Below are 19,048 nucleotides of genomic sequence, written 5' to 3'. Positions count from 1 at the left end.
ATTTTCTATTTTGGTCCCGTGGTGTAGCGGTTAACATGCCTGCCTGTCACGCAGGAGATCGCGGGTTCGAATCCCGTCGGGACCGCCATCTTAAGAAAATATGCGGGTGTAGTTTAGTGGTAAAACCTCAGCCTTCCAAGCTGATGTCGTGAGTTCGATTCTCATCACCCGCTCCAAATCCAAGTAAAGGGCCTATAGCTCAGCTGGTTAGAGCGCACGCCTGATAAGCGTGAGGTCGGTGGTTCGAGTCCACTTAGGCCCATCATGTTTTATAGTAATTGAATTTAACTTATAAATTGATACTGGCCCGTTGGTCAAGCGGTTAAGACACCGCCCTTTCACGGCGGTAACACGGGTTCGAATCCCGTACGGGTCATCAAAAAAGCAGTTTGCATTTGCAAACTGCTTTTTTATTCCTATTAAATAAAATTAGGAGGAGATTGAATAAGAAAAGCGAAATAAGCTGTGGTAGCTTCTGCCGTAGGTTTAGTTATTTTTAGTTAGCGCCTCCATTAGCTCTACCGAATTTAGGAGGTTCTTCTGGATCAGCAGAAGCTGCTGATGTTGAAGGAGACGTAACGGAAAAAGCGTTCTTTGAATCTGCTCAATAGTACAATGTGATGGTACTGGGTCTTTAGAGGATGATTCGAACAAACAGGTGATGACCAAAAAACGGTCAACTTTCATAGACCTTAACCGAATGGACTCTTCTGTAACGAGAAACAATGTTTAAAGATCTCCACCATTTTATGTATTAATAACTTAAAACCTTAAATAAAATATTCTCCTTAATATAAATGCCTTTATAAAAGTTGTGCTAATCTCTTTTCTTAATTGCTGAAAAGTTGTATCTAATCCCCCATTGTGTGTAAAACAAAAGTTAAATTCCTTACAGAGCGTTTCTCTGCACGTTAAAGACATATAATTTAATGTTTTTTATTAATAAATGCTGTAATTAAATAATCTCTGCATAAATTTAGACCTTTCTTCTTATAACATTAATTTAATAGGGAATATAATATCAATTTCCTATGTATTGTTCATGACATAGTTATTTGGCTAATGTTTAAAACACTAAGGAAATACTTCTATACATTTAATAAATATATAAAAGGAAAGTTCGTAAAAGTATACTTTTACGAACTTTCCTTTTATATAAGAAATCTACTATTTTTATCGTTCGTTTAAGTGGGAAAATTAATTACGAACGTTCTCTTTATCTCATACACTTTTACGAATGTTTTTGGTAGAATAAAAAGGAGATAGACACAAAAGGGAGTATAAAAATGGAAAATAGAAAATTTGGATACATCCGTGTAAGCAGCCGAGATCAAAATGAAGGACGACAACTTCAGTCCATGGAAGAAGTGGGCATTTCTCCTCGAGATATTTTCATCGATAAACAAAGTGGAAAAAATTTCAATCGAGAACAGTACCAATTACTAAAACGAATGATTCGTAAAGGCGATATTCTTTATATTCATTCACTAGATCGTTTTGGTCGTAACAAAGAAGAAATTTTACAAGAGTGGAATGCTATTACGAAAGAAATTGAGGCAGACATTGTTGTCTTGGATATGCCTCTGCTTGATACGACTCAGTATAAGGATAGTTTGGGAACCTTTATTGCAGATTTGGTTCTTCAAATTTTGTCCTGGATGGCGCAAGAAGAACGAGATCGTATTCGTAAACGCCAGCGAGAAGGAATTAATGCTGCGCTGAAGAGTGGTATATCTTTTGGCCGTCCTAAAGCCCAAGTTAGCCAAGATTTTATTGAGGCTTATAACCGTTGGAAACGAAATGAAATTACAGCCGTACAGGCAATGAAGGAAGCGAATGTAAAAAAGACAACGTTTTATAAATTAGTAAAACAACATGAGGATGAAATGAGTATGTAAACTATTTAAGCTAATTTATGTTTTACCTTTAGAGTTTTGAAATAAATATTATTCTTTGTGTCAAGTTATCTTTCATTCCACATTCTTCTATATACTAATTTATCTATTAACCTCGTATTAAAACAATGAAAAAAGGAAACACTATTTTTAAAAGAGAAATGATAAAGGGGTTAATCGTTTATGGAAAATAATATATCCAACGAAATGAGTCAAATTGAAAAAAATATATCTGATGAAATATTAGCTGAATTGTTTTTAAGTCAAGTAACGAAACAATTCAAAAGAGGTAAAATTCTTGAAGAAATTGATCAGTCCTTAAAGAATAAAGACAAAGAAGCTTTTTTGCGTTTAACGGATGAACTAAAATTTGTATCTTAGTAAATAATTAGAAATAGGAATTCATTATATAAACAAACCAGACTGAGTATCTTTCATAAGAGGTTAAGAACACAATTATTATGGTTTAGCTTCAATATAAATGGGGATAATGAGCAGGAAAATGTATTTCTATTAAGATTAGTAAATAAGCAAGCATGTAGCAGATCATAATTGCTCCTGTTACTAAAGCGCAACGAAGAAATTTCTTCATTATTTTATGTCTTTGAAACTTATTAAAGTTAATAATGTTACTCATAAAATCCTCCTTTTCCGGATTGATGGAGACATATTGTAAAAAGAAGATAAAACTATCTTCCTTAAAGATCAAAGGAATAGTTTTATCTTTTAATGTAACACGATTGTACGTACTAAGAAATAGTAAGTTGTGAGAGGAAGGAGATACTATGTTATAAAAAGTAAACTTATACAAATGAAATAATAAATGCAAAGTTGCCTAAGGTTACCCTACCTACTCTTAATGTAGTCTTCTTTATTCCTCAAGCTATTGAATGCGAGCTTTTATGGTTTGCAAAGTAGCTATATTATTTTGGACTGTTAAATTTAATTCATAGTATCCTCTCTCGCTGGATATACATGCATAGTCCCCTGAACATCCAGTTACAAAAAATGATGTATTAGGAAAGTTAGGATTGATTGTAACTGAGTTAGCAAAAAATTTATGTGCATGATGAGTGAAAATCGCTAAAATTTTGTTCCTTACGTTAGAGGGTATAGCATTAAAAAACATGTTTGTCTGCATTTGAGTCATAACATGATCACCATGTATTTCTGTAGTTATACCTGGAACTCTCAAAGGCCAATGAAAATCAATAATGTAATAATAGTTAGGATCTAAGTTACTTAGCAAGTTTAAGCTATCCTGGCTAAATACACCGCCTCGACCATTATCTAACCAAACATGACGCACCAACCCTTGTGTTCCAGGAATAACTCTATAGCCAGTTAAATAACGATTGATGTACTGTCGAAATAAAGATCTACTGTTATTTCTGTTAGTAGCCTCCCAGTTTCCTATAGAAGATCTGAAGGGAATTGATCCTAAAACACTATTTAAAATATTAGTGAACTGTTGGTAATATGTTTCAGCTACTTGTATTGAAGAAGCACCTAAAGCGTGTACATCATCTCCACCAAATATAATATATCGTTTGTTACCATTGTTCACTACTCTTTGCAAAAGGGTATTAAACATACTTTGACTGTTTAAAAAACCTACATGACTATCACCTACAACTGCTAAATTAACTGTAGTAGCTAGTGCGAGTCCTGGTTGATTTTGAACGCAGTCATTTTCTCTTTTATCTTTATCGTTCTTAATTATTTTTACCACCCTTTCTGTCTATTGTTCTTGATATAGTATTCATTAGATCAAGGAATGCTTGTACGATGATAAAAATGCTTCTTTATTTAAGAGAAGTAAAATAATAAATATTTTCTTTTTAAGCATGTCCAAACTCTTTTTGATTGGTAGCATATTCTGTTAATATAAATACCTTTTTAAAAAGGGGAACATAACATTGCTAACGAATAGTAAACAAAATTTAGAGAAATCTATTCAAAAAAATCAAGATAAAGAGTTCTTACAATACCTTCCACTACAAATTTATAGAGAAATAGCTTTTGCAGTCCCTATCCCCCAAGGCATCTCTGACTTACCACCAACTATTTTTTTTGATATTTCCAAGCAGTTTACTCCAGACCAGGTACAAAAAATTCAAGACACTATTAAAGGTGTATTATTTAACTGGTCGTTGCATCTGACACAAAAATGGAACAATGGATTTAATAATGGTGTATCACAATTGGCTGATTGCACGAACACATATGCGGTGAAAAACTTACAGCCTTTACGTTATTTTGGTGTTAATGTTACAGACGGAAAACAGGCCACAGATTTAGCTATGGAACAATTGACAGAAGTCATTAAAGACAATGGGTTTCGCCGATCCCAAAGAGCTAGGATAGATTGGGTATACACCCCTTCTCCTATAACCATACAATTACCACCAACAGTCACTAAGACTCAAATTCCGTTATCTATGATTGTTAATGTATATCAACTCCAACAACCGAATGTAACTGCCGGCCTGCTTATAGGCTCTATGTTTCATGCTTGGCTCCATAGGGGCGGTTACGACGACCCTAAAGTTACAAATTATTTTATTTCTGAATGTCCAATGTGCATTATGAGAAGTTATCAACCTAAAAAGCCCAATGTACCCGATAGTTTATTCTATAAATTTTTTAATTAAATTAACTAGTTTAAAAGTAGTGCATCATATATACAAAACGAAAGATTATAAAACAAACTATTAGCACTTAAAGAATGTTTAAAAAGGAATTTTTTCACCTGTAAATTTACTTTTGCATTTAATATTTTTTACAACTAGTACAATTCATTATTTAATATAGTAGGTCATAAAAAAGGAGAATTCTATTGAACCTAAAAGAAATTAAGGGATCATACGATGTAATTGTTAGCTTAGGCAGTGCTTGTAATCCTGCAATGGAATTAAAACGCTTAAATTTAAGGACATTCTCTGGACCACTAGACTGGAGTGTATCTCTATCACTTTCTGATGTTAATAGGTTACTGAAAAATAAATTCAACAATTTTATGGAACTGGAAAACATGCAACTAACTGATGGAGCGTTTGCATTTGCCGATGATGGGGTCTTAATTGAAGGGGTGCAATCTTATTTAATAGAGGATACTCATTATAATATTATTTCAGTCCACGATTTCCCAATCATTCCACATCAACATTGGAGTGCCACATACACCTCCTATAAAGAAAAACTTACAAATCGAATTAATCGTTTTATAGAAAAAATCACAACTTCTGAATCTGTTTTATTTATTAGATGGGCTGCTACCTATGAGCAATCTTTAGAATTACAAGCAATTTTAGAACAGATTGTTAAAGGTAATTTTAATATTCTTATTCTATGCCCTGAAGAAGGATTCAAGGGTGTAAGTGAAATTAATTGGGGAATTGATAAAGTATGTGCAGTCAAAGTACCGAGACTCCCTAATGACCTGGAAACATGGAATTATGTTTTAGAAGGTATAACATTAAGTTCTAGAAAACAATAAAATGAAAGCATAAGAAGAGTTTCAAAATAAGAGAAGCAACCTCATACCTATTGGCATTGGAGAGAGGTTGCTTTTTTATGATTCACACTCGTCGAAGAATGAATAACACAGCAAGTAAATAATAATGTTATTTTTACATAATGTAACATAAAAAAATAATATTACAATAAATACTGTGTTTTTATGTATGAGCATATGAATAAAAGGTGCGCTTTTTATTCATCTCCCTGCTTTTGATTTATACGTTTAACGTTGATAAATCAAGGATGTATAAAAAGCTGCATAAAGAAGAAACAAGGCCTCATCTAGAACCCTTCTCCCAAGAGGTTTCTTTTTTTTGATGTCTTCCGGAAAAATTGATTATGTTAACTATGGGTATAATTATAAAATTAAATTATTGTTTTGTAGAGGGGAATCTAGCTCCAGCAAAGTATATTCTGTTGTTTGCTCTAATTCTACCTGGAGTAGTACTAACAACTAAAACTTCTACTCTATCTCCAGCATTTAATTGAAGTATGTCATTGATCTCTATGACACCATCAAAACGACTAGATGCCCCAAGAAACTCAACCTCAGCATCTAATAATAAACCATTTACTAAAAAAAATAATTCTACTTCATAATCAATATTTGGATTATCTGGCTGAAAGAAGATTGATGCATTAAACGCGTATACACCATTAAACTCAGGTATAAATGTTGAAGTAGCTGCATTATATTCATTATTACCTGTATCAAATTGTTCATTTGGAAATGTAACTTTTACAAAAGTATCAGTTTGAGAAATAGGAATAGTAGTATATTAGGATTAGTGGCTCTGAATGCTGAGGGACTTACAAGGTCCTCAGCATTAGCAACAAGTAAAGCATTCATACCTTTAAACGTTGAGAAATTCACTTTTTTGTTGGTTTTTCTATATAATATATTCTCTAATAAAAATAATGTTTGTATACTTATTATGTTATATGACAAGTATCTTGAAACAAATGAACTTTATTTAATTCAATATATGCTAGTGTCTATACAAGGTACTAGTAAGATTTTCAAGAAAACCACTTGAAAATCTCTACTCTTTAACAATAACGATCTTAAATTCCTATTAAGATTATTGAAATATTCTACTCGTGCTAGCTTTTTGACACTGTAACGGATTAATAGTTGGAGTACTGTTAGGAAGTATAGGAGCCATGAGATTACCTCTAAGGTTACTGTGGGCTGTATCAATATTTCCTGCAGAATCAATAAAAGGACCCGTAGGATCTATAGATTCAAACATGAATACATTATTAACAGGTTGGTTATTAAGCTGAGTAAATAAAGCATGTCCTGCTTCATGTGCAAATGCAAAAGGAGCACTCAAAGCTCTGTTACTCAATGCAATGGATCCAAAGAGTGTAAATTGAGGTACACCGTTTTCAACTCTAAAATTCTCAATTATTACTCCACCAACACCTATAGGTCGACTACTACCTGAAGGAGATGCAAAATCATTGCCACTTGTGTAAACAACGTATATGCCAGGTTGATTCCCATTCATTTGTTTAACTTGATTGATGAGATTCTCAACAGATCCTCTAAATGCTTCATTAGTACTTAAATTGGTCGCATCTATTACTGTATTTACTTCGATTATAGGTTGTGAAATAAAGTTTATATTACATTCACCTCCACTATTCCATATTTGATTAGCTGAGGCAATGTCTCGATTAAATCTATTTTGCCGGCCATTACTATCACTGGGTGCAGAACCGAGAGTAAAGATACCATAAACATTAACCGAATGATCACTCTGCGATTGGACTGAGTAACTATAGTTATATCTATATTTTCTCTTTCTTGATTTTTTCAATGAATGCACTTCCTTTTATATAATTAGTACAAGTTATGTAATTGCTAATAATTTGCTTGTATGCTTGTCCAATGATAGCACGATTATTTTATTGACTTTGGAAATTATATCCTTTAAAATCAACAAAAAGCAACGTTGCAACTTAAATACGTTGCTTGAAAGGGAGAGCATATGAGCAGAGTTAAAGAAGGTAATCGAAGACTTACATGTGATATTCCAGAAGAGTTACACAAGGAGTTACGTTTTTTAGCTGTAGAAAATGATACAAGTATTACGAAGTATGTAAAGGCTTTATTAGAAGAGCATGTGAAGAAAGTAAGAAAAGAAAAGTAAACAAAGAAAGGGCACTTCCTCTGCAAAGGAAGCACCCCATGTAAAACTCAGTATGGACTTTCATTATAACATGGGGTGCCCTCAAAAAATAGGAGGGTCTTATCATGGATCAAACCGAAAAATTGTTAATAGGTATCGAGAATATCTTGAGTGTAGCTTCTGATTTAGTACAAGAAGTAGATCGTCTTAAACGTGTTGAAGAAGAATGTCAGATGCTTAAAGAAAAGCTTTTTTTGAAGCAACTTACCGTATCAGAACAAGGCGTTTTTGTTCTTGCGCTTGATGGCCATTCCATCACAGAGATGCAAGATATTTTGTTCAAAGAAGAGAGCACAATTAAGAATCAGAGACGCAGCATTCTACAAAAATTAAACGTTTCTTCGATGAAAGAAGCAATCGATTTTTATAAAAAAACTACCCAGACTTCTTCTCAAAACTTCACGAATTATCATCAAGAAATCTTTCAAAAACTCGTTAAAACTTCATAAAAGTTGAGGGGACGTTGAGTGCACAGTAGGTCAACATTTGCAAAAAGGTGTAAGATTTGATGTCGACACTAGGTCAACATTAGGTGCTTTTTTTACTCTTTAGGTCAACAGCAGGTCGACAGACTGGAAGTTTTCGTGGTACCACTTTTTTTGAGGTGAAAACGTTGTTTTGCTGGGCTTTGCCCAGCATATCAGAGCCATGTGATATCAAAAACCCCTTATGCTCTTCTCTACTCGTACTGGAAATTTTGCAATTTGATAGAAAAGGAATGATTTCATGGATATCTTTTTACGAAATATTGATCGGGTTGCTATGCAAAAAGTTGATGCACTTGCGAAAGAAAATGGGATGTCCCGTCAACAATTCTTGAAAGAACAATTTGAAGTATTAGCTTTTTTTGATGAACAAGTAGAAAGAGAAAAAAGATTAGAAGCAATCGTTCATCAGAACATCGAAATGATGAAACAATGTGCGATATCAATTGAAAAGATGAACGATATTATCTATGAACTGATGGGAGATGTAGAGGAGTAATGGAAACACAACGACGTATGATTACACTTGATAAAGAAACGGATCAATACATCCAAGATTATATGGCTGAACATAAACTTCGTTTCCCAGGAGAAGCAATTATGGATATCTGTAAAAAGTATCGAGAAGAAAAAAAGAAAGAATGGTCGTTAGACTACATTACGGAAACCGTTAGTGAAAATCTCAATGATGCATTAAAAAGCGAACTTAAAAAAATTAGATTAGGAACCAATAGTGCCGATAAAAACACACAAATTCTCATCGAATTCATGAATGGATTGTATTTTCACCATGGCTATCGGGGAATTATGACAACGGATCTTCAAGAGTTAGAAGAAACTAAACTTGCAAAAAAGGTTGTAAGTGAACGTATTGTGAATCAAAGACAAAAACGGCTAGATAAGGAAAACCCTAAAAGCTAAAACAGCCTTTAAGGCTAGTTAGGTAGGCTTAAGCCTACTTTTACTTTTAGTAAATGAGGTGAATATAGCTTGATATGTAGTTATTGCGGGACAGAAGGATTAGAAGAAAGCTGCTCTTTTTGTGGGGCTACTTTAAATATAAAAAGACCCAAACTAAAAGAATTTGTGGTCTTAGAGGACGTTGAGAAGCCTTTTAATGAACTTTCATGCTTTCATACGTATGATTTGTTAGTTTTGCTGCGTTTGGTACGTAAAGAAAGGACAAAGGCTTATGATTTAATGCTAAGGCTTGATGATAAGAGCCCTCAAATTATTCAAATAACACGTGACTATTTAAAAGATCTATATGAACCTTATACAAAGCGTATGAAGCTTACATGGCTATATTAATTAAATGAGACATAATCCCTTTATCATAAAAAATTGAACTAACTATATATGGGATTTGATACCGCATTTTTTTAATAAGATAACCTTTTCTTATATATTAAATGAAAGCTCTCTCTATTGAGAGCTTTCATTTTTATTTCTATAAATCATTTATTTGTTTGATGAAATTAGATTTTATATACTGAAACAGCTCTATATCCAACTCATTGTGCTTTTCTATTTTCTTAATGATATCAATGGGGACTTCGTTGAGCAAAGGGCGAGATTTTGTCACATTCGCCTTCTTATATTTAATATTTCCCCACTTGAATTTTTTCTTTAGTAACAGAAGCGATTCGTTAAACATTTCTGTTATTCCTATTAATTCAAATTCCAGCAAGTTTTCTTTCGCTTTCTCTACGCTTAGATGAGATTTCACCCCGCAATTTTGTTTAGTTTGGCCATTTGTACCTTGAGGGTCTCAATCAATGTAGTCTTCAAAAGACATATGTTTCATGTTCTCTTCATAATACCCTGGATACGATTTCAAAAAATAATATAATGATATGACACGCTCAACCGGATGACGCATCATACTAAAATAAACATAGGGTTGAGAAAAAAATTCATGTATTCCATAGAAATGATGGCCGGATATAGCTTTTATGTTTTTTTTATCTTCTTCTTTTAATTGGCTAAACTGTTTATTCATCTCTTCTAAAGGAACATGATCGTATATTTCATTTTCAGAGTAGAACTTTTTAAAAATATTATTGAGTGTGGTTCCCCCTGTTTTAGGAATGTGCATAAAGATAACAACTTTTTCATCCATTTGAAATTGCACCTCTCCTCTAATTGCCTATAAGAATATCAGTTTTATAAATGGGTTATTGATAAATTTTACGTATCTTTTACAATAAAAATGTTACAAAGACACACATTTCTTTTTAGGAATAATAAACCGTGGATCTTGCGTAGGAATTAGATACCGATCACATAAACAATGGAGAATTTCTAGTGGTCGATATTTATGTTGGACAGAGCAAATCAATCATTGTATATTTGATGAACGCCATCAAGATACCAATAGGCAGTTTCTACGACAGCTATGGTATTTTCATTGGGTACTTGATTCAAATAACGAAAGAAGTATCGTGCTAAGAAAAGCTTCTAGAGGACGTGGTACTCCAGGCGGATAAACCAGAGTTTACGTGTTTAAAAATAGGATGCCATCAAATGGACAAACTGTATTAGTAAAAGCTGCCACACCTGTAAATTCCCCTTCAAGAACTTATAGAATTGTTTAACAATAATAAATTTCTTCTGGCAACTAAACATAAAATCTTAAAATTTACTATTTATTCATCGAAAATAAACGATAAAAGCAGCAGGATTTTCTGTAATGCACAAAAAACCCTGCTGCTTTTATCGTTTAAGTAACGTATTAACCCCCAAAAATCTTACTCCAGAATCCTTTTGGTTTTGAATCAAGATTTTCTTGGGCGGCCGCGATAAGTTTTTTTGTATCACTAATTTCACGTATGGCACTAGTCAATTTCTCATCGCGTTTCTCTAGATTGTTTTCAATGTATTTGTCTTGGTGGTCTAGTTTTTCTGTAAGTTTCTTTATAAGGCTTCCTTGTTCATCTAGTCGTTGGATAAGCGCTAATTGAAATTGCTCATCTTTTTCAGAGCGATTAAGCAACTCTTGAACTTTTTCTTCAAGGGATTGTACTTTTTTTTCAAGGTTTGATTGAACTTCCACTGTCTCCGGTACAATTTCTCCTTGAAGCCACTGGTTTATCATCTTATAGCTCCAGTTTTGCTCTTGAATTCTTTTTTTTATTTCAGTTAATAAATCGATGTTTTGTTTGTTATAGCGCCTATGTCCGCCTTCCGTTCGTTGAATTTGGAGATTGAATTCTTTTTCATATAAGCGAATAAGATCTACACTTAATCCAGTTAGCTTTACTGTGTCTTTCAAAGTATAGACTACTTCATCTTTATTTTTTTCATGCATTTTTCTAGGATTCTCCTTTCTGTATAAAAATCTAGATATACTTTGAAGTTGATATATCAGTGTTAATGGCAATTCTAGAATGCGGTTTTGCGAGATATTATTCAAGATTTATATTTCTAGTAAAATTCTATTAATTACTTTATATTCCTGTTTTTTATGTACATTTTTCTTTTTCTTTCGCTAGGCCTTTTATTCTTCCTTTTCAATTCTAGATGAAATCATAAACTTTTCAAGAGTAAAACTGTTTATTTTAAATGTAGGTAGATTATATATAAAGTTCAAAAAAAAGCAACTTAAGGATCAACATTAACTCTACTCGACTAAAACTTTGTTTTAGCCAATGTCTGCAAAAAAGGAGTTTTAGCTGTTAAGAAATATCTTTGTTAACAACTGATTCACATCTTTTCCTCTCCTAAAGTCCAAAGAAACTAGAGTACCTAGAAAGCTTGATATAAAACAGCTTCAGACGAATCTAGAATGTACTTTCTCTAACTTTAATTCAAGTATTTTGTGTAAGATAATATAAATCCTATATACCTATATCTTCTGGATTTATTACGTTGGTTTAATGGAACTTCTTTTTTGTTTATACAATTCTTATAGAATTATTTTTCGAGTTAAAATTAATCTTAATTTTTTCTAAGTTATTTAAATTTTATAGCAAAAGCTAGAAATACAATGAACCATTGAAAATAAAGGGTTTTTAACGAATCTAGAGTGAACTTCTTCTAGATTTTAGCCTAGAATAATAAATCTAATTAAATTCTAGATGATTTTACAAGAAATTTGTTGTTATACAACCAAGACATGGCCGCCAAATTCTAAATTTGTAATGCTTGAGAAGGTTGTTTCCATCGCAATCGACTTTTTAAAACAGTTAAACTTTAAAAAGTGGATCATTAAGTTAAACTAAAGTTAAACTTAATGATTTTTTCTAAAATTAACTAAGGTGAAAATAAAATTAAGTTTAACTTGTAAAATAAAAATCACTTACATAAAAGATGTTTTGGTGGAAAATAAGTTGAACTTAATATTTTATTTTGTCTTTAGATATCGCTTAAATCGATATAAAGCATGGCGGCTGGACAATCCAAAGTAATAAATAATGTGTTCGTTTGAATATCCATCATGAATTTTGTTAAGTATACAACTGTTTCGAAAGTGAGTAGATCTTACAATTGCTTGTATGCCTGAACGTTTGACTTCTCTTTCAATCATACGTTTTGTACCGATTATACTAATCCTTTTAGGTTTATTTAAATTGTAATCATACCAATAAACCATTTTTTGAGGATGAAAAGAAATAAATAACGGATCATTTGTATAATCCTTAGGTCTAAATAACAGAGGGATTGTTAATAGGTAATCATATATGGTTTTCTTATCGTGTTTAGAAAGCTCTAACGTGCGTTTTGATTTGCCTGTGTTTACCGTTAATGTATTCTGTGCAAAGTTAATGTCTTGTATATTTAAAGATACAACTTCGTTAATGGTAAGACCGTAACGAAGCATTAAGATGAACATGGAATGGTTACGCGGACCTATATATTTATGTATCTGCAATTGAATATCACTTAAATGTTCGTGACTTATAACTGAATCTAAAAGAATTGAAGCATCCGATTCAGTTATAAAATCAGTATCAGTTAATGCTCGTTGTTTTTTTGTTGTTGCTTGTAAAAGTCCAATATCATCTGTGAGGCTATAATACTTTAACATGCCATTTAAATGTGATGCTACACGCCTCAGATTAGCTTCTGACAAGTTTTTTTCTTTTAAATAGGTAAAGTATTCGTCGTAATATTTCTTGTCTCCTGGCAAAATTTCTGAAGGGATATTGGGATGAGATTCATTTAACCATTCAAAAAACTGTTTTAGATCATGCTTATACATTGATATTGTAGAAGCCTTTTTTTTAGATTCAACTAAATGAGATAAGAAATCTCCAAGTAAAATAAAGTTATTCAAATAAGACACACCCGATCTTTTAGGTAAATTTAATATACTATTATTATAACAAAAATGTTAAACAAGCTTGCTAAAATGATTTTTTTCTTTATGTATATTAAATTTACCTAAGCGCAAAAAAAAGACGTGTAAAAGCCATCTCTGCAAGGCAAGGTTTTACACGTCTTTTTTTCTATAGCTAATTTCTATTTAAAACTTTACTTTGTAAAAAGTTTTTATACATTTTTTTTAACTCTTTATTTTTAAAATCCTTAACAATTCTTGGTTCTAAGCCTAATTTTTCACGTTTATTATAATCTTCTTCCATATTTCGAATGACTTCTTGTAAGCCTGCTTCTTGGGCTTTTTTTATTTCTTCTTGGGTAGGTTGATCTGAACTTAGAATCAGCATTCTTTTTAATTCTTGAAACTGCAAGAGCTTTTCTTCAAATTCTATTTGAGTTCCATTTTCTTTTAAAAATGATTCTTGCTTCTCTTTTAAAGTTGCATCCTTAAGAATTTGTTCTTTATCTCTATCTTGGGCTATAAAATCTGGAACTAATTCTTTTTTTGCACCCTTTTTAGAGTTAATGCGTTTTGATTCCTGTGAGACCTGGGCATAATCTTTTTGAATTGCTTTTACTACGTAGGAATGAGGGTGAGTCACATCTCCTGTAATCAAACGATCTTGCGTGTATCTTATATTTCTTTCTAGGTGTTCTTGTGTAAATTCTGATAAAAGCCACTCTATTTTTTCTGGCTTAACCCCTAAGCCTGCTAAATCATTCTCAAGGCTGTTTGTGTTGTATTCTAATTTCGAGAAGGATTGATTTAATTCTAGTTTTTTCTCTTGAGTAGAGCTAGAACCATTCAATGCAGGCGAACTGGTAATAATAAATTCTATGGACGTTACTTTTCTACCAGTTTTTATTTCCACGAATTCAAAGTGGATATCCGTTTTATTATTGATTTCTTTTTGAGCTACTGCTAATACTTTGCTTTTAAAATGGCCATACTGTTTATACTTGGTAGGTTCAATAGCTAAAAAATGACGTAATTCTTCAAGAGTGAGTTCCCTTTTTCGCAGACGCTCATATTGCTTAAGCAACTCATATATACGAATGGAATAGACCGAATTGAGTCTCACTACATTCTCTAATTGATACGATGTAAATTTTTCCTTAAGCTCTAAAAACAGATACTTTAAGCTAGGATGAAATTGTAATGTTATGTATCCTTCGTTTTCTTCATAAATAGACGTAATTACCCAGTTGTAATTTCTTTGTCTGCCTTTTTCTTTTATCGTAAGAATTTTTGTTTGAAGGCCATTCACGATTTCTTTTAAGTAAGAGTAAAAACCTGTTCCTTTTTTATTGCCTACGATTTCGATAAAGTCTTTAGCTCGAAATCTATAGGTCTTCAACGTTTCATCATTAGGCTGCACTTTAGATGCCATGATTAAGAGAATTCTTTGCTCTTGTAAAGACAATTTATATGTACTCTCAATGAGGATGTTTGATTTAGTTACCCAATTTTTTATATTTATACTTTCCAGATCATATGGTTGAACGACAGTGGTTTTCTTCATAAAATCCCCCATATTTTTCTAAACTATCACTAAAATATCATAAAAGTGATACTGTGTAAATTGCATGTTGAAGAGCAACCTGTCCCTAGAAATTAAATATCACGCAAAATTAGTGATACTTCATGAGATTTGTTAACTTTAGAAACCTTACTCATTCTTGATTTATTAAACTCAATCTTCATTTTAACACGCAAAATTGGTGATAGTTGAGGCATGTCTGCATATTCAACGCAAAATTAGTGATACTTAAAGCACATCTAGATTGTCCACGCAAAATTAGTGATACTTAAGCCATATTTGCATTTTTCACGCAAAATTAGTGATAGTTCGCGCAAAATTAGTGATAGTTTCACGCAAAATTAGTGATAGTTTCACGCAAAATTAGTGATAGTTCGCGCAAAATTAGTGATAGTTCGCGCAAAATTAGTGATAGTTTAGGCTTATAAACGTTGTAATATCAGTGTTTATGAGCCCTCTAAAACAATAAAACAATAAAACAAATATATAAAACAATATATAAAACAGTAAAACAACATAAGAGAGTAGTAGTTGTTTTATTTTATAATTTTCCAGATTAATAATTAAGTAAAAGGATACATTTGTAGGGAGTTTTTCAGAATATTAGGAGTATATCCAAACGAAGTAACTTTTAATCATAGTTAAAATACAGAGGTTTTATGAGAAGTTCATGAATTCTTATTGAATTATAAGATTAATAGACGGTATAATAGAGTCACCAAAACAGTGCGGAATATAAAAAGACTCCAACGTGTGCAAGTGGTGCGCCAACACCCTTACACCGTTAACCCTAAAACACCTAGGGGAAACACCTGTCGAAGTCCTAATACATAAATTTAGTTACGCCTTTATTTTATCGGATAATTAGATTTATTTCAAGGGCGTAGTCTATCAAAAAATCCGACATCGTTTTCCTATTTCCTGGGATGCGATGTCTTTTTTTGTTCCTGAAAAGGAGAGGATAGACTAATGTCTACTACGCGTATGCTTACGACCGAAGAATTTGATTATATGAAAAATTATCAGAGTTTCATAGAAAACCGTTCTCAACATCAATCAATGAAACGAAAATTACTTAAAGAAATTATCAATCTTTATGGAGAAAAATTTTATCGTCTCCACGAAGGAACTAGAAAATCTTTAGACCGGCTTTGTTGGTTTGCTGCGGAAAAAGGATTTTGCTTTCCTGGTAGTACATATTTAGGTAAAACCTACGAAAAGTCAAAAGGAACAATCGATCGTCATTTAAAAGAACTACGAAAACAAGGGCAAATTATTACTGTATATCGTCGCTGCCCTCGTAACAATGGAAAGGGAAATCCAGTGCACTTATTTGTGAACCACCCTTTTTTTAATCACTGGGTTAAGTATTTACAGCTTGACTTAGGGTCTAATGTTGAAGCAGATGTTAAAACAGAAAATACTGAGAACGCTTGGGAGAGTAAGAATAAAGACACAAAAAAACAGTCTACCTATAATTTATCTTTCAAAGATTTAAATAAATATATACGTAATGATGTTAATTTTAAGCTCTCGTCAGATTATGTGCCGTTTTTTATTCCAAAAACTTTTAAAGATACTGTGAGACCTTTTTTTCCTTGTGCAGATGATATTTATGATTTATGGGGGAAAGTTCGACTAGCTTACAAAGCGAGCCGTTTAGAAAAGCCGTTGGAAGATATAAGTTTTCTTCCTGTTCAAGCATTTAAAGAGACGGTTTTTGCTTATAAAAGAAATCGTATAAAAACTAACTTTGCAGCTTACTTTTTTGGAACAGTTCGAGGAATATTTGTTATTGAGCGTAGAAAAGAAGTTCAGCGAAACGGGGATAGTAAGCTGTTTTATAATTTTTTAGACTCCTAGATTAAAAAACAAATAATATTATTTATACATATTTTAAGTCAGAATGAGTGTTGTTACAATTTAAAAATCCCAAAAAATTTATCTCTTGTACCTAAAATAAGACGGGTCTATATACACATTTCTATTGGTACTTTACATATACTGTTACGATTTATTTTGTTATAAGAGGTGAGTAAATGCCATATGTTAATCGGTTTTTAACGAATGCTAATGGGGCTGTTACATTTACAGGAAACACTTTCGGCTTAAATAAGCAAGCCAATGCTAATGCCCCCGGAACAGCAGGGTCGATAGGAACCTTTTTCAGTGTAAACCCAAGTTCCGTAGATGGGTCATTTCCTACGGGAACTACTGCAAACTATTTGCAAAACTCTTCTAGTGCAGTGCTAAGGCTCCCATCTACCACTACTCAAATTCTTTATGCAGAATTAATATGGGGTGGAAGCTATCTTTATGGTGGAGAAGATGTTAGCGCAGCTTTAAATAATGCTGTGACTTTTATTACGCCGACCAGAACAGTTAGTGTACAGCCAGACACAGCTACACGTTTTACTTTAACAACTTCAAGCTTTTATTATGTTCGTAGTGCAAATGTTACAAATTTGATTTCTCAAGCAGGGACGTATTCAGTATTGGGGGTTCCAGGAACACAAAGTACAACAGAAAATAATGCCAATGCAGCTGGATGGACATTGGCCGTAGTGTATGCTGACCCTTTACAAAAATCTCGAAACTTATCTGTTTTTGTTGGCGCAGAATTAACAAGTTCATCTACAGGAAGTTCGACTGCAGCTGTAACTGGGTTTGGTACGCCTACTTCAGGAACAGTCAGTGGTAGATTATTAGTAAGTGCTATTGAAGGCGATTCAGCTATAGTGGGTGATCAGCTTCAATTTGGCCCTACTACTGCAACTTTGCAACCAGTTTCGGGACCAAATAATCCTATAAATAACTTTTTTGCTTCTCAGATTAATAATGATAGTGGTGTATTAGATACAAGTGGACAATTTGGAAGTTTAAATAGCACACCCGGAGGTAGCTTATCTGGTGCGAGGCAGGGGTGGGATATTACCAATATTGACGTCTCAGCTCGTTTATCAAACAACCAAACCAGTGCCGTCGTACGTGGAACAACCAGTGGAGATACTTACGTTATTAGTACTTTAGCTCTTCAAGTAGATATTAACGCACCTGTTTTAAATGTATCAAAGTCTGCTAATGTTACGTCTGCTCGAACAGGAGATATTATTACTTATACGGTTCAAGTAAGTAATACTGGAACGGCTTCTGCCAATGTTCTAATAGCTACAGATCCATTGTCTTCAGCAACAACCTTTATCCCTAATAGTTTGCAAGTAGATGGGGTTATTCAAACAAATGCAGATATCCGAAATGGTTTGTCGCTTGGTACATTAAATATTAATCAAACTCGGATTTTGACATATCAGGTTAGAGTAGTTGGCCCTCTGACATCAATTTCTTCTCTAGGTAATCAAGTTTTTGTTAATTACCAATTTGAAAGTACACCAGGAAATGTATTAACAGGATCAGGTGCTTCTCCTGTCAATAGCGTAACAGCTATCAACACTCCTCCTACAGTTCCCAATTATACTGTTACAAATCCTGAGGATACTGTAGCAATTGGAACAGTCATTGGTAGTGATATCGATGGGAATCCTCTAACTTATCGTATTGGTACGAGGCCGACTAATGGAATAGTAACTGTTAATCCTAATGGACAGTTTGTCTATACCCCAAATTTAAACTTTAACGGGACGGATCAATTTACAGTTATTGTAGACGATGGACAAGGAGGAACAGCTACCTCTGTAGTTACCATCATAAATACACCTGTAAACGATAATCCCGTTACTCAAAACTATGCAGTTATTACTAATGAAGATACCCCTTTAGTTGGTCAGATACAAGCTACAGATGTAGATGGTAACTTACTTACCTTCCAATTACAATCTCCACCAACAAACGGAACAGTTACCGTAACTAATAGTGGAGCTTACACGTATACCCCAAATTTAAATTTCAACGGAAGCGATCAGTTTACCGTGTTAGTCTCAGATGGTCAGGGAGGCACGGCCGTTTCGACAGTAACAGTGACAGTAACGCCGGTGAATGATGCACCGACGGTGCCAAATTACACGTTTAGTACGCAAGAAGACAGTCCTGTGGTAGGAGCAGTGGTAGGGACGGACGTGGATGGAAAT

17 protein-coding genes and 4 tRNA genes are annotated in these 19,048 nt (G+C 33.1%); 14 read left to right on the top strand and 7 right to left on the bottom strand.

Annotation, left to right across the window (positions count from 1 at the left end; all coding sequences use genetic code 11):
• Positions 1-12 precede the first annotated feature (12 nt).
• The 6 genes from AC1VNJ_RS26235 (at position 13) to AC1VNJ_RS26210 (ending at position 2,276) form a co-directional block, all read left to right on the top strand.
• Positions 13-88 (top strand) — tRNA-Asp (locus tag AC1VNJ_RS26235).
• Between the two features lie 14 nt (positions 89-102).
• A tRNA-Gly gene (locus AC1VNJ_RS26230) sits at positions 103-176 on the top strand.
• Positions 177-188: 12 nt separating this feature from the next.
• Positions 189-262: transfer RNA gene (locus AC1VNJ_RS26225), tRNA-Ile, on the top strand.
• Positions 263-304: 42 nt separating this feature from the next.
• Positions 305-376: transfer RNA gene (locus AC1VNJ_RS26220), tRNA-Glu, on the top strand.
• Between the two features lie 910 nt (positions 377-1,286).
• Complete coding sequence (locus AC1VNJ_RS26215; protein ID WP_482641579.1) at positions 1,287-1,898, top strand: recombinase family protein; 612 nt, start codon at positions 1,287-1,289, stop codon at positions 1,896-1,898.
• Between the two features lie 180 nt (positions 1,899-2,078).
• Positions 2,079-2,276, top strand: a complete 198-nt coding sequence (locus AC1VNJ_RS26210; protein WP_014462077.1) for an IDEAL domain-containing protein — start codon at positions 2,079-2,081, stop codon at positions 2,274-2,276.
• A 502-nt stretch (positions 2,277-2,778) separates the two neighbouring features.
• Here the strand turns inward: AC1VNJ_RS26210 and AC1VNJ_RS26205 are convergent.
• The gene (locus tag AC1VNJ_RS26205) at positions 2,779-3,627 is read right to left on the bottom strand and encodes a hypothetical protein (RefSeq protein WP_482641578.1); all 849 of its coding nucleotides are present in this window, start codon (positions 3,625-3,627) and stop codon (positions 2,779-2,781) included.
• Between the two features lie 187 nt (positions 3,628-3,814).
• Between AC1VNJ_RS26205 and AC1VNJ_RS26200 the strand changes: the two genes are divergently transcribed.
• Both AC1VNJ_RS26200 and AC1VNJ_RS26195 read left to right on the top strand, forming a co-directional pair.
• Positions 3,815-4,549, top strand: a complete 735-nt coding sequence (locus tag AC1VNJ_RS26200) for a hypothetical protein (RefSeq protein WP_328159052.1) — start codon at positions 3,815-3,817, stop codon at positions 4,547-4,549.
• A gap of 185 nt (positions 4,550-4,734) precedes the next feature.
• Complete coding sequence (locus AC1VNJ_RS26195) at positions 4,735-5,394, top strand: DUF1796 family putative cysteine peptidase (protein WP_098626681.1); 660 nt, start codon at positions 4,735-4,737, stop codon at positions 5,392-5,394.
• Positions 5,395-6,499: 1,105 nt separating this feature from the next.
• Here the strand turns inward: AC1VNJ_RS26195 and AC1VNJ_RS26190 are convergent.
• Positions 6,500-7,243 (bottom strand): hypothetical protein, encoded by a 744-nt coding sequence (locus AC1VNJ_RS26190; RefSeq protein ID WP_482641577.1) that lies wholly within the window; start codon positions 7,241-7,243, stop codon positions 6,500-6,502.
• A gap of 171 nt (positions 7,244-7,414) precedes the next feature.
• Here AC1VNJ_RS26190 and AC1VNJ_RS26185 point away from each other — a divergent pair, with 171 nt between their 5' ends.
• From AC1VNJ_RS26185 to AC1VNJ_RS26170, 4 genes are all read left to right on the top strand, one after another.
• A complete protein-coding gene (locus AC1VNJ_RS26185) occupies positions 7,415-7,576 on the top strand; it encodes a hypothetical protein (RefSeq protein WP_176542911.1) in 162 nt (53 codons plus the stop codon).
• Positions 7,577-7,680: 104 nt separating this feature from the next.
• Complete coding sequence (locus AC1VNJ_RS26180; protein WP_482641576.1) at positions 7,681-8,064, top strand: LuxR C-terminal-related transcriptional regulator; 384 nt, start codon at positions 7,681-7,683, stop codon at positions 8,062-8,064.
• A gap of 277 nt (positions 8,065-8,341) precedes the next feature.
• Complete coding sequence (locus tag AC1VNJ_RS26175) at positions 8,342-8,599, top strand: hypothetical protein (RefSeq protein ID WP_482641575.1); 258 nt, start codon at positions 8,342-8,344, stop codon at positions 8,597-8,599.
• Positions 8,599-9,021 carry a hypothetical protein gene (locus AC1VNJ_RS26170; RefSeq protein WP_098626676.1) on the top strand — a complete coding sequence of 141 codons (423 nt, stop codon included), beginning with the start codon at positions 8,599-8,601 and terminating at the stop codon, positions 9,019-9,021. Before AC1VNJ_RS26175 ends, AC1VNJ_RS26170 begins: the two co-directional genes overlap by 1 nt.
• 529 nt (positions 9,022-9,550) lie before the next feature.
• Here the strand turns inward: AC1VNJ_RS26170 and AC1VNJ_RS26165 are convergent.
• The 5 genes from AC1VNJ_RS26165 to AC1VNJ_RS26145 all read right to left on the bottom strand — a co-directional run bounded on the left by AC1VNJ_RS26165 (position 9,551) and on the right by AC1VNJ_RS26145 (position 14,945).
• Entirely contained in the window at positions 9,551-9,757 is a 207-nt protein-coding gene (locus tag AC1VNJ_RS26165) for a hypothetical protein (protein WP_482641574.1), read from the bottom strand.
• Positions 9,758-9,871: 114 nt separating this feature from the next.
• On the bottom strand, positions 9,872-10,222 hold the full coding sequence (locus tag AC1VNJ_RS26160; protein WP_482641573.1) for a sulfotransferase family 2 domain-containing protein: 351 nt from the start codon (positions 10,220-10,222) through the stop codon (positions 9,872-9,874).
• A gap of 612 nt (positions 10,223-10,834) precedes the next feature.
• Complete coding sequence (locus AC1VNJ_RS26155; RefSeq protein ID WP_014462093.1) at positions 10,835-11,410, bottom strand: MerR family transcriptional regulator; 576 nt, start codon at positions 11,408-11,410, stop codon at positions 10,835-10,837.
• A gap of 1,035 nt (positions 11,411-12,445) precedes the next feature.
• Positions 12,446-13,387, bottom strand: coding sequence for a tyrosine-type recombinase/integrase (locus AC1VNJ_RS26150; protein ID WP_228123076.1), 942 nt, complete (start codon positions 13,385-13,387; stop codon positions 12,446-12,448).
• A 169-nt stretch (positions 13,388-13,556) separates the two neighbouring features.
• Positions 13,557-14,945, bottom strand: coding sequence for a replication initiation protein (locus AC1VNJ_RS26145; RefSeq protein WP_482641572.1), 1,389 nt, complete (start codon positions 14,943-14,945; stop codon positions 13,557-13,559).
• A 987-nt stretch (positions 14,946-15,932) separates the two neighbouring features.
• On the opposite strand from AC1VNJ_RS26145, the gene AC1VNJ_RS26140 reads away from it, so the two are divergent.
• A complete protein-coding gene (locus AC1VNJ_RS26140; protein ID WP_482641571.1) occupies positions 15,933-16,826 on the top strand; it encodes a transcriptional regulator in 894 nt (297 codons plus the stop codon).
• A 176-nt stretch (positions 16,827-17,002) separates the two neighbouring features.
• A partial coding sequence (locus tag AC1VNJ_RS26135) for a tandem-95 repeat protein (protein ID WP_482641570.1) occupies positions 17,003-19,048 on the top strand: 2,046 nt, incomplete at its 3' end.

Source organism: Priestia sp. 3CA3 (genome assembly GCF_056836725.1).
Note: the sequence above shows the minus strand (reverse complement) of the source record. Positions and strands in the feature narration are given on the sequence as shown.

What these genes read in the sequence shown, in the direction of transcription:
- AC1VNJ_RS26215 (WP_482641579.1), top strand. Translation starts at nt 1,287, where the DNA reads ATGGAAAATAGAAAATTTGGATACATCCGTGTAAGCAGCCGAGATCAA.
- AC1VNJ_RS26210 (WP_014462077.1), top strand. Translation starts at nt 2,079, where the DNA reads ATGGAAAATAATATATCCAACGAAATGAGTCAAATTGAAAAAAATATA.
- AC1VNJ_RS26185 (WP_176542911.1), top strand. Translation starts at nt 7,415, where the DNA reads ATGAGCAGAGTTAAAGAAGGTAATCGAAGACTTACATGTGATATTCCA.
- AC1VNJ_RS26180 (WP_482641576.1), top strand. Translation starts at nt 7,681, where the DNA reads ATGGATCAAACCGAAAAATTGTTAATAGGTATCGAGAATATCTTGAGT.
- AC1VNJ_RS26175 (WP_482641575.1), top strand. Translation starts at nt 8,342, where the DNA reads ATGGATATCTTTTTACGAAATATTGATCGGGTTGCTATGCAAAAAGTT.
- AC1VNJ_RS26170 (WP_098626676.1), top strand. Translation starts at nt 8,599, where the DNA reads ATGGAAACACAACGACGTATGATTACACTTGATAAAGAAACGGATCAA.
- AC1VNJ_RS26165 (WP_482641574.1), bottom strand. Translation starts at nt 9,757, where the DNA reads ATGTTTAACGAATCGCTTCTGTTACTAAAGAAAAAATTCAAGTGGGGA.
- AC1VNJ_RS26160 (WP_482641573.1), bottom strand. Translation starts at nt 10,222, where the DNA reads ATGGATGAAAAAGTTGTTATCTTTATGCACATTCCTAAAACAGGGGGA.
- AC1VNJ_RS26155 (WP_014462093.1), bottom strand. Translation starts at nt 11,410, where the DNA reads ATGCATGAAAAAAATAAAGATGAAGTAGTCTATACTTTGAAAGACACA.
- AC1VNJ_RS26145 (WP_482641572.1), bottom strand. Translation starts at nt 14,945, where the DNA reads ATGAAGAAAACCACTGTCGTTCAACCATATGATCTGGAAAGTATAAAT.
- AC1VNJ_RS26140 (WP_482641571.1), top strand. Translation starts at nt 15,933, where the DNA reads ATGTCTACTACGCGTATGCTTACGACCGAAGAATTTGATTATATGAAA.